This is a genomic window from Streptomyces sp. SCPE 10 (assembly GCF_051980735.1).
In the GTDB taxonomy this organism is placed as follows: domain Bacteria; phylum Actinomycetota; class Actinomycetes; order Streptomycetales; family Streptomycetaceae; genus Streptomyces; species Streptomyces misionensis.
The window spans coordinates 2221102-2236859 of the sequence record NZ_CP197069.1 but is presented as its reverse complement, the minus strand read 5'-3'; the positions used below and the strand labels follow the sequence as shown (position 1 = coordinate 2236859).

Annotated in this window: 14 protein-coding genes; 8 read left to right on the top strand and 6 right to left on the bottom strand. The window is 74.6% G+C overall.

Annotated elements, in window-relative coordinates; translation table 11 throughout:
- The first annotated feature begins 10 nt into the window (after positions 1-10).
- The 5 genes from ACSP97_RS10510 (at position 11) to ACSP97_RS10490 (ending at position 4478) form a co-directional block, all read left to right on the top strand.
- The gene (locus tag ACSP97_RS10510; protein WP_355143885.1) at positions 11-1243 is read left to right on the top strand and encodes an NAD(P)/FAD-dependent oxidoreductase; all 1233 of its coding nucleotides are present in this window, start codon (positions 11-13) and stop codon (positions 1241-1243) included.
- 122 nt (positions 1244-1365) lie between these two features.
- A complete protein-coding gene (locus ACSP97_RS10505; protein ID WP_055707421.1) occupies positions 1366-1731 on the top strand; it encodes an Rv2175c family DNA-binding protein in 366 nt (121 codons plus the stop codon).
- Between the two features lie 91 nt (positions 1732-1822).
- Positions 1823-2470 carry a thiamine phosphate synthase gene (gene thiE, locus ACSP97_RS10500; RefSeq protein ID WP_355143883.1) on the top strand — a complete coding sequence of 216 codons (648 nt, stop codon included), beginning with the start codon at positions 1823-1825 and terminating at the stop codon, positions 2468-2470.
- 119 nt (positions 2471-2589) lie between these two features.
- Positions 2590-3513: a methylenetetrahydrofolate reductase [NAD(P)H] gene (gene metF, locus ACSP97_RS10495; RefSeq protein ID WP_355143881.1), complete on the top strand. Its 924-nt coding sequence runs from the start codon at positions 2590-2592 to the stop codon at positions 3511-3513.
- Positions 3514-3569: 56 nt separating this feature from the next.
- Positions 3570-4478 carry an SCO2102 family sporulation regulator gene (locus ACSP97_RS10490; RefSeq protein ID WP_358273447.1) on the top strand — a complete coding sequence of 303 codons (909 nt, stop codon included), beginning with the start codon at positions 3570-3572 and terminating at the stop codon, positions 4476-4478.
- A 65-nt stretch (positions 4479-4543) separates the two neighbouring features.
- Here the strand turns inward: ACSP97_RS10490 and ACSP97_RS10485 are convergent, their stop codons facing one another.
- The 5 genes from ACSP97_RS10485 to ACSP97_RS10465 all read right to left on the bottom strand — a co-directional run bounded on the left by ACSP97_RS10485 (position 4544) and on the right by ACSP97_RS10465 (position 10605).
- Positions 4544-6079, bottom strand: a complete 1536-nt coding sequence (locus tag ACSP97_RS10485; RefSeq protein ID WP_435643783.1) for a phytoene desaturase family protein — start codon at positions 6077-6079, stop codon at positions 4544-4546.
- Between the two features lie 140 nt (positions 6080-6219).
- On the bottom strand, positions 6220-6822 hold the full coding sequence (locus tag ACSP97_RS10480) for a DUF4126 domain-containing protein (protein WP_355143875.1): 603 nt from the start codon (positions 6820-6822) through the stop codon (positions 6220-6222).
- A gap of 288 nt (positions 6823-7110) precedes the next feature.
- Complete coding sequence (locus ACSP97_RS10475) at positions 7111-7740, bottom strand: TetR/AcrR family transcriptional regulator (protein WP_355143873.1); 630 nt, start codon at positions 7738-7740, stop codon at positions 7111-7113.
- 47 nt (positions 7741-7787) lie between these two features.
- Positions 7788-9872 carry a YhgE/Pip family protein gene (locus ACSP97_RS10470; protein ID WP_440557246.1) on the bottom strand — a complete coding sequence of 695 codons (2085 nt, stop codon included), beginning with the start codon at positions 9870-9872 and terminating at the stop codon, positions 7788-7790.
- Complete coding sequence (locus ACSP97_RS10465) at positions 9859-10605, bottom strand: ATP-binding cassette domain-containing protein (protein ID WP_355143869.1); 747 nt, start codon at positions 10603-10605, stop codon at positions 9859-9861. The genes ACSP97_RS10470 and ACSP97_RS10465 overlap by 14 nt, the downstream gene beginning before the upstream one ends.
- 166 nt (positions 10606-10771) lie before the next feature.
- Between ACSP97_RS10465 and ACSP97_RS10460 the strand changes: the two genes are divergently transcribed.
- The 3 genes from ACSP97_RS10460 to ACSP97_RS10450 all read left to right on the top strand — a co-directional run bounded on the left by ACSP97_RS10460 (position 10772) and on the right by ACSP97_RS10450 (position 12972).
- Entirely contained in the window at positions 10772-11335 is a 564-nt protein-coding gene (locus ACSP97_RS10460) for an SAV_6107 family HEPN domain-containing protein (protein WP_355143867.1), read from the top strand.
- 134 nt (positions 11336-11469) lie between these two features.
- Entirely contained in the window at positions 11470-12297 is an 828-nt protein-coding gene (locus tag ACSP97_RS10455; RefSeq protein ID WP_355323457.1) for a class I SAM-dependent methyltransferase, read from the top strand.
- A 288-nt stretch (positions 12298-12585) separates the two neighbouring features.
- Positions 12586-12972: a DUF3040 domain-containing protein gene (locus ACSP97_RS10450; RefSeq protein WP_070028597.1), complete on the top strand. Its 387-nt coding sequence runs from the start codon at positions 12586-12588 to the stop codon at positions 12970-12972.
- 256 nt (positions 12973-13228) lie between these two features.
- Here the strand turns inward: ACSP97_RS10450 and ACSP97_RS10445 are convergent, their stop codons facing one another.
- Positions 13229-15598, bottom strand: coding sequence for a transglutaminase TgpA family protein (locus ACSP97_RS10445; RefSeq protein WP_440557243.1), 2370 nt, complete (start codon positions 15596-15598; stop codon positions 13229-13231).
- Positions 15599-15758: the final 160 nt, after the last annotated feature.

The following is a 15758-nucleotide window of genomic DNA, read 5'->3' as shown; positions in this document are numbered from 1 at the left end:
TGGTGGGCGGGTGAGCGAGCAGACAGCGCAAGAGGGCACGGCACGGACGCGGCGCGTGGTCGTCGTCGGCGCGGGCATGGCCGGGGTGCAGACCGCGGTCGCCCTGCGGGAACAGGGGTTCGCGGGCGACGTGACCGTCATCGGCGCCGAACCGCACCAGCCGTACGACCGGCCCCCGCTGTCCAAGGCCGTGCTGCTCGGCAAGGCCGAGGACTCCGCCTTCGACCTCGACTTCGACTCGCTCGGCGTGGACCTCAGGCTCGGCTGCGAGGCCCTCGGCGTCCGCCCCGGCGACCGGGAGCTGGACACCGAGGCGGGCCCGGTGCCGTACGACGTCCTGGTCCTCGCCACCGGCGCCGAGCCGGTCACCCTGCCCGGCACCGAGGGCGTGCCCGGCGTCCATCTGCTGCGCACCCTGGACGACGCCGCACGGCTGCGGCCCGTGCTCGCCCGGCAGCACGACATCGTGGTCGTCGGCGCGGGCTGGATCGGTGCCGAGTTCGCCACGGCGGCCCGCGAGGCGGGCTGCGCGGTCACCGTCGTCGAGGCCGCCGACCGGCCACTCGCGGGGGTGCTGCCCGCCGAGGTCGCCGCGCCCATGGCCGGCTGGTACGCCGACAGCGGCGCCGAACTGCGCACCGGCGCCCGCGTGGAGCGCGTGGAGCCCGGCGCGGTGGTGCTCGCCGACGGCACCAGGCTGCCCGCGGACGCCGTCGTCGTCGGCATCGGCGCGCGCCCCGCCACCGGCTGGCTGGCCGGTTCCGGCATCGAACGGGGCGCGTTCGGCGAGGTCGTCACCGACGCCCGGCTGCGCGCCTCCGCGCCCGGGGTGTACGCCGTCGGCGACTGCGCCTCCTTCCCCTCGGCCCGCTACGGCGAGCGGCTGCTCGTCCACCACTGGGACAACGCCCTCCAGGGCCCGCGCACGGTCGCCGCGAACATCCTCGGCGAGACCGAGGCCGTCTACGACCCGGTGCCGTACTTCTGGTCCGAGCAGTTCGGCCGCTTCGTCCAGTACGCCGGCCACCACGCCGCCGCCGACCGTCTGGTCTGGCGCGGCGACCCCGCGAGCCCCGCCTGGACGGTCTGCTGGCTGCGCGGGGACCGCCTGGTCGCCCTGCTGGCGGTGGGCCGCCCGAGGGACCTGGCCCAGGGCCGGCGGCTGATCGAGGCGGGCCGCGCGATGGACCCGCGGGCGCTGGCGGACCCGGGCAGGCCACTGAAGGACGCCACGGCCGGCTGACCGGACGGCGGCGGGGGCAGGGGCCCCGGTCCGGGCGGCGCGGGCGCGACCGGCCACGGCGGACCCGCGGTCGAACCACCACATAAGGCACCACCCCCGGCCGAACGCCTACGCTAGTACCCGTGACCGAGATTGACGCGAAGATCGATGCTCTCGTCCCCGCCTGGCTCACCCTCCCCGACATCGCCGAACAGCTCGGCGTCGAGGTGACGCGCGTGCGGCAGCTGGTCAAGGAGGGCCAGCTGATCGCCGTACGCCGAGGTGAGAACCGCGCGCTGCACGTCCCCGCCGCCTTCATCGACGGGGACAAGGTCGTCAAGGGCCTGTCCGGGACCCTGACGCTCCTGCGGGACGACGGCTTCACGGTCGAAGAGATGATCGAATGGCTCTTCACCCCCGACCCGACCCTGCCCGGCACCCCCGCGCAGGCCCTCAGCGAGAATCGCGGCACGGAGGTGAAGCGCCGCGCCCAGGCGCTGGCCGTCTGAGCCCGACCGCCTGAGCGGGTGGCGTACGGCGCCCCGTGCCCGTACGCCACCCGCCCGTCCAGCAGACACACCGACCACTGGGGGACCACGCATGTCCGACACCGCCCGCGCCGCGCTCGCCGACGCCCGCCTCTATCTGTGCACGGACGCCCGCAAGCGCCAGGGCGACCTGCCCGAGTTCCTGGACGCGGTGCTGGCCGGCGGTGTCGACATCGTGCAGCTGCGCGACAAGGGCATGGAGGCCGCCGAGGAGCTGGCGCACCTGGAGGTCCTCGCCGACGCCTGCGCCCGCCACGGCAAGCTGCTCGCGGTCAACGACCGGGCCGACGTGGCGCACGCCGCCCGCGCCGGGGTGCTGCACCTCGGGCAGGGCGACCTGCCGGTCCCCGCGGCCCGCGCGATCCTCGGCGACGACGTGCTGATCGGCCGCTCCACGCATGCCGAGGAGGAGGCCGCCGCGGCCGCCGTCCAGGAAGGCGTGGACTACTTCTGCACGGGCCCCTGCTGGCCCACCCCGACCAAGCCGGGCCGCCCCGCCCCCGGCCTCGGTCTGGTCCGGTACGCCGCCGCGCTCGGCACCGACCGCCCCTGGTTCGCCATCGGCGGCATCGACCTGGGCAACCTGGACGAGGTGCTGGACGCCGGGGCCCGCCGGGTGGTCGTGGTCCGCGCTCTCACCGAGGCCGAGGACCCGGGCGCCGCGGCGGCCGAGTTCGCCAAGCGGCTGCGGCAGGTCTGAGCGGGCCCCGCGGCCCCGTTTCGGGCGGTCCGTCCCAAGGGATGGACGGCAAATCGACAAATCGGGCAATTTTCCCCGGTTTGGTTGGGGGACCGCCATCGCCTGGCTAACCTGCGGGTATGGCCCTCGGAACCGCATCCACCAGGACTGATCGCGCACGCACCGTGCGCGAGATCCTCGCCGGCGGCAAGAAGACGTACTCGTTCGAGTTCTCGGCGCCGAAGACCCCCAAGGGTGAGCGAAACCTGTGGAGCGCGCTGCGGAGGGTCGAGGCGGTCGCGCCCGACTTCGTCTCCGTGACCTACGGTGCCGGCGGGTCCACCCGCGCGGGCACCGTCAAGGAGACCCAGCAGATCGTCGCCGACACCACGCTCACCCCGGTCGCCCACCTCACCGCGGTCGACCACTCCGTCGCCGAACTGCGCAACATCATCGGCCAGTACGCGGACGCCGGCATCCGCAACATGCTCGCCGTGCGCGGCGACCCGCCCGGCGACCCCATGGGCGAGTGGGTGCCGCACCCCCGGGGCCTGACCTACGCGGCCGAACTCGTGCGCCTCATCAAGGAGTCGGGCGACTTCTGCGTGGGCGTCGCCGCCTTCCCGGAGATGCACCCCCGCTCCTCGGACTGGGACACCGACGTCGCGCACTTCGTGGACAAGTGCCGCGCGGGCGCCGACTACGCCATCACCCAGATGTTCTTCCGGCCGGAGTCCTATCTGCGGCTGCGCGACCGGGTGGCGCAGGCGGGCTGCGACACCCCGGTGATCCCCGAGGTGCTGCCGGTCACCAGTGTGAAGATGCTGGAACGACTGCCGAAACTCAGCAACGCCGACGTCCCCGACGCCCTGAAAGAGCGGATCCTCGCGGCACAGGACGATCCGGCGGCGGTACGCTCCATCGGTATCGACTTCGCCACGGAGTTCTGCGCGCGGCTGCTGTCCGAGGGCGTGCCCGGACTGCACTTCATCACGCTCAACAACTCCACGGCGACCCTGGAGATCTACGAGAACCTGGGCCTGCACCACCCCCCGCAGGCCTAGACCTGCCGCACCGTGATGCGACACACTGCGTAACGGCCACTGGGAGAGGGGCGTACATGGGCTGGACGGTCCTCTACATCGCGTTCGGCGTCGTCGCGCTGTGGTTGCTCGGCGAGGTGCTGCTGCAGTACAAGGCGCGGCTGCGCTGGCGACTGCTGGCCTTCGCCGGGTTCCTCGGCGTGGTGGTCGGCGTCATGATGCCGTCCGTCCTCGTGATCGGAGCGGGCGCGATCGCCTTCACGGTCGGCCAGACCCTGGTCACCCTCTCCTTCCGCCGCGGCTTCGTGGCCGGTTGGGCGGTCCGGCGCCCCGGCGCCGACGCGGCCGCCGCGTCCGGGGGCAGCAAGCGCCGCCGCGGCCGGGCGGCCCGGCCCGGCCCGGTGACGGAGCCCCCCGCCGGACCCGGCGACGAACAGGCCCCGGACCAGGCCGACTTGGGCCAGGACACCGGCGCCCCCGCCCCGGCCGACGACCTCTACGACGACTACGACGACGTCTTCTCTCCCGCGCGCCCCACGGCCGCCGAGACCACCGCCGTCTACGAGCCGCAGCCGCTGCCCGACGACACCGGCAACTACGGCGTGTACGGCGACACCGCCACCCACGCCGCCCCGCAGCAGGGCCAGGAGGCCTACGACTACTCCGCGTACGCACAGCAGGGGTACGGCTACGACGCCGCTCCCCAGCAGGGCTACGCCGACTACTCGGACCCCTACGTCGGCGGCCAGTCCTACGGCGGCGCGGGCTACGACCCCGGCTACGCCCAGCAGCAGTACGGCCAGCAGGGTTACGCCCAGGACCCCTACACCGCCGGATACGGCGAGACCCCGCCCGGCGGGGTGTGGGTGCCGCAGCAGCGCACCGACGAGGGGCACGGCGGCGAACTCCCGCAGGAGCAGCCGTACCCGTACCAGGGGCACGGCCGGCAGCCGGACGCCGGGTACGACGAGCAGTACCGCTACTGACGTCCGGGCCCCGCGCGCCGCGAGGCCGGACTCAGCGCGCGCCCGGATTCACTGCGCGCCCGGATTCACTGCGAACCCCGGAAGTCCGGGCCCTCCACGACCAGTCCCGCCACCAGCGCGCCCGACATCCCCGCGTGCGGCAGTCCGCCGCCCGGGTGGGACCAGCCGCCGACGCCGAACAGGCCCGCCACCGCCGTGCCGTTGGCCGGGTGCAGCACGCCCTGCGGCGCGGCCAGCGCGGGCGGCGGCACCGCGCCGCCCGTGGCACCCGTCTCCCGCGCGGTGTCCAACGGGGTGCGCACCTCCCGCCACAGCGTCCGCTCCCGCAGGTCGGGCACCGCGCGCTCGGCGGCGGTGATCATGCGCTCGGCGAACGCGTCGGCGACACCCGGCGCCCCCCAGTCGTAGCGCGTCGCCGCCGGTACCGTCGCCGTCAGCACCATCGACTCGTGGGCGTCGTCCGGGCGCAGCGCCGGGTCGTCCGGACGGTCGATCCGGACCGTCGGCAGCTTCGGCGGGGTGCCGTGCCGGAACAGGTCCAACTCGCCCTCGGCGTCGGCCGAGTGCACCACCGTGCGGTGCGCGGCGCCGGGCTCGCGGGCGCCGCGCAGCGCCAGGCACACCACCATCCGCCCCGGGAACCGGTCCTCGGGCCGCGGAGCGACGGTCCCGGCCCCGTACGGCGTGCCCGCCACCTGGCCGCCCAGCCGCCAGGGCTCCGCGCCGACCACGAACTCCGCCTCCGCCACCGTCGCTCCCGCGGGACCGGAGGCACCGGACGCGCCCCCGCCCAGCTCGACGCCGGTGACCCGGCCGTCCTCGGTCAGGATCCGGGTGATCTCGGTGCCGAAGACGAACTCCACCCGCCGGGCCAGGCAGCGTTCGTACACCGCGCGCGCCAACTCCCGTATTCCGCCGCGCACGTACCAGGTGCCGAAGGCGTGCTCCATGTACGGCAGCACGGCCGCGCTCGCCGGGGCCGAGGCGGGGTCGACGCCGTGGGCCAGCGCGTACCCGGCGAGCAGCGCGGCCAGCCGGGGATCGCGCAGCTCCCAGGCGCCGATCTCGGCCAGCGTGGCGGCCCGGCGGGTGCGCAGCAGACGCTTGTGCGGGACGGCCGGGTAGGGCTCCTTGTCCGCCAGCACCCGCCAGTTGGACCACAGGGGTTCCTCCAGCAGCGGTCGGCGGGTGCGGTCCCAGGCCTCGCGGGCCCGCACCAGGAAGTCGCCCCAGCGCGCGCCCGCGCCGCCGCCCAGCGCCTCGTCCAGCGCCGCGACGACGCCCGCGCGCGAGGCGTTCGGCAGCGCGACCTCGGTGCCGTCCGCGAACACATGCCGGGCGGAGGGGTCGACCTGGACCAGCTCGACGCACTCCTCCAGCGGTTCCTTGCCGGTCTTGACGAACAGGTCGCGGTAGACGGCGGGCAGCGTCAGCAGCCCCGGGCCGGTGTCGAAGCCGAAGCCGTCCCGCTCCAGCCGGCGCACCGCACCGCCGTAGGTGTCCGTGCGCTCGTACACCACCACCCGGTGGCCCGCGACGGCCAGCCGGGCGGCGGCCGCCATCGCGCCCATACCGGCGCCCATCACCGCGATCCGTGCCATGCCTGCGACTTTAGCGACCGCCACCGACAGGCCGCTCCGCGGGCGACCGTCGGCGACTCGGCGCGGGTCGGGAGCCGTTCGTGTGCCCGCCCGGGTGCCGCCGTTGCGGCGCTCGCGGGCCGGCATGGCCCCGGTACGGCTCAGAAGGGGCGGGGCGCCGGTCCGCGCGCCTGTCGGCGGCCGGCGCGGCGGCGCAGGAAGCGCCGGATGCGGGAGACCAGGAAGTACAGCGCGATCAGTCCGGCGGCCAGCAGCGCGGCCGCGACGACCGCCGCCGCCCAGGGATGGAACAGCGCGAAGGAGACCAGCCCGGCGACGCCCAGGTCCTCACCGATGCTCAGCGCGATGTTGCTGAACGGTTCCGGCGAGGCGTTGACCGCCATCCGCGTCCCCGCCTTGACCGAGTGGCTGGCCAGCGCCGTCGCACCGCCGACCGCCGCGGCCGCCACGTCGGAGAGGGAACCGCTGTGCCCGGCGAGCAGCGCGCCCACCCAGGCGCCCGCGGCCGGCCGGACCACCGTGTGCACCGAGTCCCACACCGTGTCCACGTACGGGATCTTGTCGGCGGCCGCCTCGCACAGGAACAGCACGCCCGCGACGACCAGCACCTCCGGGCGCTGCAACGCCTGGGGCACCTCGTCGCTCACCCCCGTCACGCCGAACAGGCCGAGCAGCAGCACCACCGCGTAGGCGTTGACGCCGCTGGCCCAGCCACTGGTGAAGACGAGGGGGAGCACGGACACGCAGGCGATCGTAGCCAGGCCGCGGCCCACGTGTCCTGGGCCCGCGCACGCAGACGTGAGTATCCGTACCTAGCCCCCCGGATGAGTAGCCGCACGGATGGGCCGGGCCCGGCGCGGACGAGAAAGTGGAGGCACGGCACGGGGGCGCGGCCCGGCACCGCCGGCACGGGGCGGCGGAACGGCGCCCGCCGCCCGGCCGTACCAGGGGGAGAACACGGGGGAGCACGGGGGAACGCCGAAGGCGCCGGTCCGGCAGCGGACCGGCGCCTTCCGCGTCTCGTCGCCGGCTCAGACCCTGCCGCTGACCCGGCCCTGGAGCAGCCGGGACAGGGCCGCGTGCACGTCGTCCAGGGAGCGCTCGGGCTGGAAGGACTTCCAGTCCAGCGCGGCCACCAGCACCATGCCCACCAGCGCCGCCGCCGTCAGCTGGACGTCGATCTCGTCGCTGAACTCGCCGGCCGCCACACCCTCGCGCAGCACCCCCTCGACCACCGCGACGGCCTCCTGGCGCACCACCATCAGCGTGGACTGCCAGGCGCGGTTGGTGCGCCACAACTCGGCCACGTAGAGCTGGGTGAAGGCGGGGTAGCGGTCGATGAACACCAACCCGGCGCGGATCATCGCGTCCAGCGCGTCCACCTTGCCGCCACCCGCCAGCGCGGTCCGTTCCGCGGCCTCCTTCAGGGAGGCGGTGAGCAGGCCGACCCCGTGCCGCAGCAGCTCCTCGAAGAGGACCGACTTGCTCGCGAAGTTGTAGTAGACCGTGCCCTTGGCCACTCCCGCCCGCTCGGCGATCTCGTCCACCGTGGTCGCGGAGAATCCCTGCTCGGCGATGAGCGTGACGGCCGCCTCGTAGAGCTTCTGCCGGGTGGCCTCCCGGCGCGTACTGCCGCCGGACCTGGCGCTGCTGCTTTCCATGGCACCGATTCTCACAGGTCCGAGACCCTGCCGGACCCGCCCGCGGGTCACAGGCTCAGCTCCGGGTGCAGCCGGTCCAGGGTCCACACCTGCCGGCGCCGGGCCGCGAGCGCGGTCAGCGCGAGGGCGCCCGCGGTGAACGCGGCCAGCACCGCGCACGCCTGCCACACCGGGCCGAGCCCGCCGCCCGTGATCAGCCGGCGTAGTGCCGCCACGATGTAACTCATCGGCAGATACGGGTGGATGGCGTTGAAGAAGCCCGGGCTGGTCTGCACCGGATAGGTGCCGCCCGCCGAGGTCAGCTGGAGCATCAGCAGGGCGAGGACCAGGATCCGGCCGGCCGCGCCGAAACGGGCGTTGAGCCACTGCACGATCGCCGCGAAGCACGCGGTGACCAGGAACAGGAAGCCGATCGTGCCGGCCGCCCGCAGCATCCGCAGCCCGATCGCCCAGTGCAGTACGGCCATCAGCGCGCCCACCTGGAGGAACCCGACGGCGACCACCGGCAGCCAGCCCGCGAACGCGATCCGCCAGGCCGGCGAACCGGCCGCCAGGGCACGCCGGTTGAGCGGCGGAATCAGCATGTAGGCCACCATCGCGCCCACCCACAGGGACAGCGGGATGAAGTAAGGGGCGAACCCGGTGCCGTAGTTGGGCGCCCGGTGCAGATCGTGGGAGGCCAGCTGGACCGGGTCGGCCATCACGCCGGTGCGCTCGTCGCGGTCGTGCTTGTCGTAGTCGGGGATCTTCCTGGCGCCGTCGTGCAGTCCGCCGGCGAGCCGGTCGGAACCGTCGGCCAGCTTGTACAGGCCGCCGTCGAGGCTCCGGGCGCCGGTCTCGGCGGTGCCGATGCCCTGGTCGAGGGTGGTCGCACCGGTCTGGGCGGTGCCGATCCCGGTGTGCAGCTTCTTGGCGCCGGTGGCGACCTTCTGCGCGCCGTCGTTCAGTTCGTTGATCTTCTTGACCGCGTCGGCGACGTCCTCGGAGAGGTGGGGCGCGGTCCGCTGGAGGGCGCGGGCCTGCTTGCGGAGGGTGCCCAGGTCGGCCCGCATGGCGGTCAGGTCGCCGTGCTGGTCGGCGATCAGGGTGTTGAGGTCGTCGGCGACACCGGCCACGTCCTCGGCGGCCTGCTCGGCCTTCTTCAGCTGGGGGCAGAAGGGGTCGGGGACGGTGACGGTCTCGCAGCGCGCTCTGTAGAGGTCGGCGAGGACGGTGGCGGACAGCCGGGCGTTCTTCGCGGCCTGGGGCGCGTGCGCCACCAGCACGTCGAGGTTGTCCTGTACGGCCTTGGCCGAGTCGGCGACCAGGCCGGCGGTGTCGCCGATGGTCTTCTCGTTGTCCTTGAGGAACGGACCGGCCTCGGCGTAGACGCCGTTGACCTTGTCGGCGAGCGCCTGGGTGCCGTCGGCGACCTGGCGGGAGCCGCTCTGCAGGTCACCGGCGCCCTTGTTCAGCTTCTTCAGGCCCTTGGCCAGCTTGTCGCTGCCGCTCTTGGCGTCACCGAGCCCGTCGGCGAGGTCCTTGGAGCCCTTTTCCGCCTTCCCCAGGCCGGAGTTGAGCTTGTCGGCCCCCTCGGCGGCCGTGACGGTCTTGTCGTGGATGCCGGAGAAGGAGATGAAGATCTTGTCCAGGAAGCTCCGCGACGCCTTGGTGGACGCGGCGGCGCGCACCTCGTTGAAGACGGTGCGGGAGATCTGCCCGACGATGTAGTTGTTGGCGTCGTTGGTGCGCACCTGGAGGGCGCCGGTCTGCGGGGAGTCGCCGGAACTGGAGGCGACGCGCTCGCTGAAGTCGGCCGGCATGGTCAGCGACAGGTAGTACGTGCCGTTCTCGACGCCCTCGCGGGCCTCGGCGTCGCTGACCTCGTGCCAGTCGAAGCTGCGGCTGTCGCGCAGCCCGGCGACGATGTCGTCGCCCGCGGTGATCCTCCTGCCGTCCGCCGTGGCCCCCTTGTCGTCGTTGACCAGGGCCACCGGGATGCGGTCCAGGCGGCCGTAGGGGTCCCAGAAGGACCACAGGTACAGGGCGCCGTAGAGCAGCGGGAGTACGAGCAGGGCGACGAGGGCGGCGCGGGGCAGCTTCCCGCGTCCGAAGCGCCGCAGTTCGAGGGCGGCCAGCCTAGGCGAGCGCATCGGCGTCCTCCTTGGGGTCCCGCTGCTCTACGGCGCCCTGGGCGCCGCCGTGGTCCGTGCGGACGGTGACGCAGTCCCCGGGGGCGGTGCGGCACACCGCCAGGACCGTCGTCCCGGCGCGCGCGAGGGAGCGCAGCATGTCCCACACCTCGGCGAGTTCGGCGTCCGACAGCTTCATGTCGAGGTCGTCCACGCCCAGCAGCCGGGGTCGGCCGACGAGGGCCAGCGCGACGGACAGGCGCACCTCCTGCACCCGCTCCAGGTCGCGCACGGCCGTCCGCGAGCCCTTGGGCAGCGACTCCAGGTCGAGCCCGGCGGCGGCGAGCGCCGCGTCCACCCGCAGCCGCGCCTGGTGCGAGCGCCCGGCCCGGGGGTGCAGCACCTCGCGCAGCGAGTCCCCGAACCGGCGCTGGAGCAGGGCCCGTTCGCGCAGATGCTCGCCGACGGTCAGGGCCGGCTCCAGGTCCGTCACCCCGGCCACGTTGGCCGGCGCGCTGACGCGGCGCACGGCCGCCATGTGCCGGGGGAGTTTGGAACCGGCGACGGTGGCCACTCCCTCGGTGGGCTTCATCCGTCCGGTGAGCGCGAGCAGCAGACACGTACGGCCGGAGCCGGACGGTCCCTCGATCGCGATCAGCGAGCCGGGCTCCGCGTCCAGGGTGATGCCGCGAAAGGCCCACCCCCGCGGTCCCTTGAGGCCGAGGCCCTCGGCCGTGACGTGCGCGCCGTCCACAAGCCCCCCTGCGTGACGTTCCCATTTTTTGCACTGACTGGTCAGTTCAAATCTATGCCCTCGCTCCGTCCATGGCAAAAGCCCAGGTCGGAACGGATTGTCAGTGGCATACCTCACGATGGGCACATACGGCACCCGTGCCGTCACAGACGACAGGAGGTTCGTCATGGCCCACTCGTCCGCAGCCGCCGCCCGCCGGCGCCGCGCCCTCGGCCCTGCCCCCTCACTGACCGGCCCGGCGAGCGACGTGCACCCCGTCCTGCGCCAGGCCGCGGCCCCGCCCGCCGCCCTCGACCTGCTCGCCCGGGCCCGCGCCGCCCTCGACGAGGCCACCGCCCTGGACGCACCGAACGAGCGCTACGCGACGGCCCACCTCGCCGCCCTGCGCACCGCCGCCGCCGTGCTCGCCGCCCGCGGTCGCGCCGAGACCTCCCCGCGCCGCCGGGCCCGGATCCGCAGCGCCTGGGAGGTGCTCCCCGAGATCGCCCCCGAACTGACCGAGTGGAGCGCCCTGTTCGCCTCCGGCGCCGACCGCCGCGCCCGCGCCGAGGCCGGCATCCGGGACGCCGCGAGCCGACGGGACGCCGACGACCTGATACGCGACGTGGGGATGTTCCTGCGCCTCGTGGAGCGGATGCTCGTCCTCCAGCCGGTCCTGCCCCAGCCCCGCCGGGACCCCGGCGACCGGGACGGCCCGCCGGGCCGCGGTGACCTGCCGGACGCGGGCTGACCACGCGCGGTGCGCCCCGCGTCCGCCGTGCGAGACGGACACGGCCGCGGCCGCCACGATGACCGGGCGGAGCACCGGAGGCAATAGGGTGGAGAGGCCGGAAACCGTCCAGCCCTGCCGAGGAGCCAACTGCCGTGTCGGACCCGATGCGCCCGCCCGTCTCCCCCGACCGCCCGCGTACGGCGTCGCTGCGCACCGACCCCTCCCGGTCCCGTGCCTCGCTGCGCACCGCGGTGGTCTCGGAGGTGCTCCAGGACGCCCTCGACCGGCGGGTCAAGGCCACCGGACGGGACGCGCTGGACGTCCTCGACACCGGCGGCGGCAGCGGCAACTTCGCGGTGCCCCTCGCCAGCCTCGGCCACCGCGTCACCGTGGTCGACCCCAGCCCCAACGCGCTGTTCGCGCTGGAGCGCCGCGCCGCCGAGGCCGGCGTCGCCGACCGCGTCAAGGGCGTCCAGGGCGACGCGCACGGGCTGTTCGACGTCGTGGAGCGCGGCGGCTACGACGCCGTGCTGTGCCACGGCGTCCTGGAGTACGTGGACGACCCGGCCGAGAGCATGCGCAACGCGGTCGCCGCACTGCGCTCCGAAGGCGTCGTCAGCCTGCTGGCCGCGGGACTCGGCGGCGCCGTGCTCGCCCGCGCCCTCGCCGGCCACTTCACCGAGGCCCGGCAGGCCCTGACCGACCCCGACGGCCGCTGGGGCGCCGGCGACCCGATGCCGCGCCGCTTCACCGCAGACCAGCTGACCGCGCTGGCCGAGGAGGCGGGCCTCAGGGTGAGCGCGGTGCACGGCGTGCGCGTCTTCGCCGACCTCGTGCCCGGCGTCCTGGTGGACACCGAGCCCGCCGCCCTGGACGCGCTGCTGAGGCTGGAGGCCGCGGCGGCCGAGCTGCCCGCGTTCCACTCCGTCGCCACCCAGCTGCACGTGCTGGGCGAGACGCCGGGCGCGGCCGAGCTCTGAGCGCGATACCCGGTGCGCGGCCCGACCCGCCGCTGATCAGGGCGTCGACGGCGGATGGAGTACACCACAAGACCCCCGATCGTGGGGTTTGCGCCGTATGATCGAGGTACACCACCCGGCATGACGGGTCGGCCACCGGGGAATGGAAGCATCGGCGAGCCGGGACGGCCAGCACGGAATCCGGTTGGTCAATTGGCGTAGAGGGGCGGGTTTCACGGGGGCGATTCCCTGCCTATCCTGAAGGGACCCCCCGGGTCGCCCCGGCGACCGCACGATGAGGAGGACTCCGTGCCGCTCTCGGAGCACGAGCAGCGCATGCTCGAGCAGATGGAGCGAGCGCTGTACGCCGAAGATCCCAAGTTCGCGTCGGCGCTTGAGGGAAGCGGGCTGCGTACGTACACCCGGCGGCGGGTCTACCAGGCGGTCGCGGGCTTCCTCGTGGGTATCGCGCTCCTCATGGCCGGAATGGTCGCCCAGCTGATCTGGGTCAGCGTCGTCGGTTTCCTCGTCATGCTCGGCTGCGCGGTACTCGCCGTGACGGGCTGGCGCAAGGCGCCGAAACCGGGGGAGCACCCGACGGGCGCCGTACGGCGCCCGGTGCGTGCCAAGCGCTCGATGATGGACCGCATCGAGGAACGCTGGCAGCGACGACGAGACGAACAGCAGGGCCGCTAGGCCCGCCGCTCCACAGAACGAACTCTCCCGAGGGGGGTGACCACCGGTGGTCACCCCCCTCGGGCATGCTCCGCCGCTGCCGGCCAGGAACCCCAAGGACGCGATCTGCCCGGCCTCCGGCCCGGAAACCACCGCCCCCGGCCACGCCCGGAAAGCCCGGAGATGCGCCGCGCCCGGCCCCCGGCCCGGAGACCGCCGTGCCCGGGGTCGTCCGGGGAAGCCGGGGGGCGGTGGCCCGGGGCGGGGCCACCCCGGATCACTGATCGGCCGCTCCCCGTACCACGGGACGCATCCCGGCCGCCTTGGCCCGCAGCGCGGACCAGTGGGCCGACATCGCCCACAGCGCCCGGACCGCGGAACGCGGCAGCAGGCGCGCCCTGAGGCGGGCACCCCGGCCGGCCGCGGCGTGAAGGGCCCCCGTCGCCTGGCGGACGTCCTCGGCCACGCCCCCGGCCGGCCGCGGCCGAGGGGCGTACAGGACCTGTTCCAGCGCATCCGCGACGCGGTGCACCGCCGCCTCGGCCGGCCCGTCGAGGCGGCCCAGGCGGACGATCCGCTCGGCGGCGCCGCGCGGGGTCAGCGAATCGTCCGGCGGGATGCCCAGGTCCCAGGCGCTGTCCGTCAGCTCCTGCCAGGCGGCCAGGGTGTGCGCCGCCGCTCCGTTTGCGCCGCGGGCGTGCCCGCCGAGCCGCACCGCACGCGTCCGGGCCCGCCACAGCAGCGGCGACAACGGGACCGCCAGCACCACCAGCACGGCCAGGGCGACCAGCGCCGACCCCCACGGCCCGGGGCCGCTGCCGCCGCCCGCCGGGACCGCCGCGGCCGACGGGACGTCGCAGTTCTCCGGCCGGCCCGCGCACGCCGCGCCGGCCGACGGGGCCGCCGAGGGTGCCGCGGAGCCGTGCTTGGACGGCAGGGACTGGTCCGGTTGCGAGGTGCCGGGCGTGACCGACTGGGTGTAGGACGGCACCACACCCCGGGACGGGGTCGGCTCGAAGCGGGTCCAGCCCACGCCCTGGAAGTACAGCTCGGGCCAGGCGTGCGCGTCCTTCAGGCTCACCGCCACCGAGCCGTCGGCCTGCGCGGTGCCGGGCGCGAAGCCCACCGCCACCCGGGCCGGGATGCCGAGGGTGCGGGCCATCGCCGCCATCGCGAAGGAGAAGTGGACGCAGAAACCCTCCTTCTTCTTCAGGAAGTTCGCTATGGCGTCCGGACCGCCGCCGGCCTCCACCTGGGTGTCGTACTGGAAGCCCCCGTCGACGGAGAACCAGTCCTGGAGGCGCACCGCCTCCTCGTAGTGGTTGGCGGCGCCCGCCGTGACCTCGCGGGCGGTCCGGGCCACCACCCCGGGCAGCGTGGACGGCACCCGGGTGAACTCGCGCAGCAGCGCCTTCGGCGGCTCGGGCGCGGCCGCCAGCTGCTCCGCCGTCGGCCGCACGTCCAGGCTGGTCACCTGGTACGTCTTGCCGCGCGTGGTCTGGCCGTGGTCGCCGACCAGCGTCATGCCGGCCGGTTCGTACCGCCAGCTGCCGTCGATGCGCACCCCGCTCGGCGGATAGGGCATCGGCAGCCAGTCCTGGGCGTACCAGTCCGCCGCCCTGACGGTGGTCCGCACGGTGTCCCGCCGGACGTCCGGACCCAGCCCGAGCGGCGTCGGGAACGTGTTCGGCACGTCGACCACCTGCCGCTGGGCCGGCTTCCAGGTGGTGCCGTCGAAATCGTCCAGGGAGACGATCCGCAGATACAGGTCGGAGATGTCGGTACTGGTGGTGCGCAGGGACAGCACCGTGCGGTCGTCACTGGTGTTCAGGCTGTCGCGCAGCGAGACCAGCGGGTTGACGGCGGAGATCGTGCCCCCGCGGCCGGAGCCCGCGCCGACCCCGGTGCCGGTCCTGCTCAGCAGGCCGCCCTGCATCGCGGGCAGCACGAGCGGCACCAGCAGCGCCACACCGAGGGCGACCGCGCCGATCCGGCGACCGGCGCGCACCGGGGACACCACGCCGTCCTGGCCGCCCTCGGCGGGGCGGGACCCGCTGCCGAAGACGCGACCCCACTGGGCGAGCCGGTCCCGGCCCTCCGCGAGCAGCAGCATCAGATAGCCGCCCGCCGCCACCAGGAACCACAACCAGTCGGCACTGCCCTGGGAGAGGCCCGCCGCCACCGAGTACAGCGCGAGCAGCGGCAGCCCGGCCGGGGCGGCACTGCGGTAGGTCACCGCCAGCGCGTCCACCAGCAGGCCGATCAACAGCGCCCCGCCGATCAGCATCAGCCGGATGCCGTCGGTGAGCGGAGCCGGTATCGCGTACTGGCCGACGTCCTGGGAGCCCTGCCGCAGCAGCTCGGCGAAGTACCGGAAGGTGTCCGGGCCGGGGACCAGCCCGGCGAGCGCGTGCCCGCGGGCGAAGACCAGGGTGAGCAGCAGCAGGGTGACCACGGCCTGCGCCGCCACGGTCAGCGGCCGGGCGAGCGGCACCCGCCGGGCCGCCGCGCCCACCCCGGTCTGCACGGCCACCAGCGGGATCAGCTCCAGCAGCCAGGACGGCCCGTTCACCAGCGGCAGCAGCGCGCACGAGGCCATCAGCGTGGCCGCGGCGGCGCACAGGGACAACCGCGCCCGCCCGCTCATCCCCGTGCCCTTCCGACGACCCGCGCCCGCACCCCTCCGTGCACGCCCTGCCCTCCCCGCCCACCAGGGCCGACGCCGGCCGCCCGGCCCCGGCCGGGCGTCCGGACCACCGTGCCCGCGCCCTTGCGGCAGGGGATGTCCGAGGCGGCCCGCGCCCCGT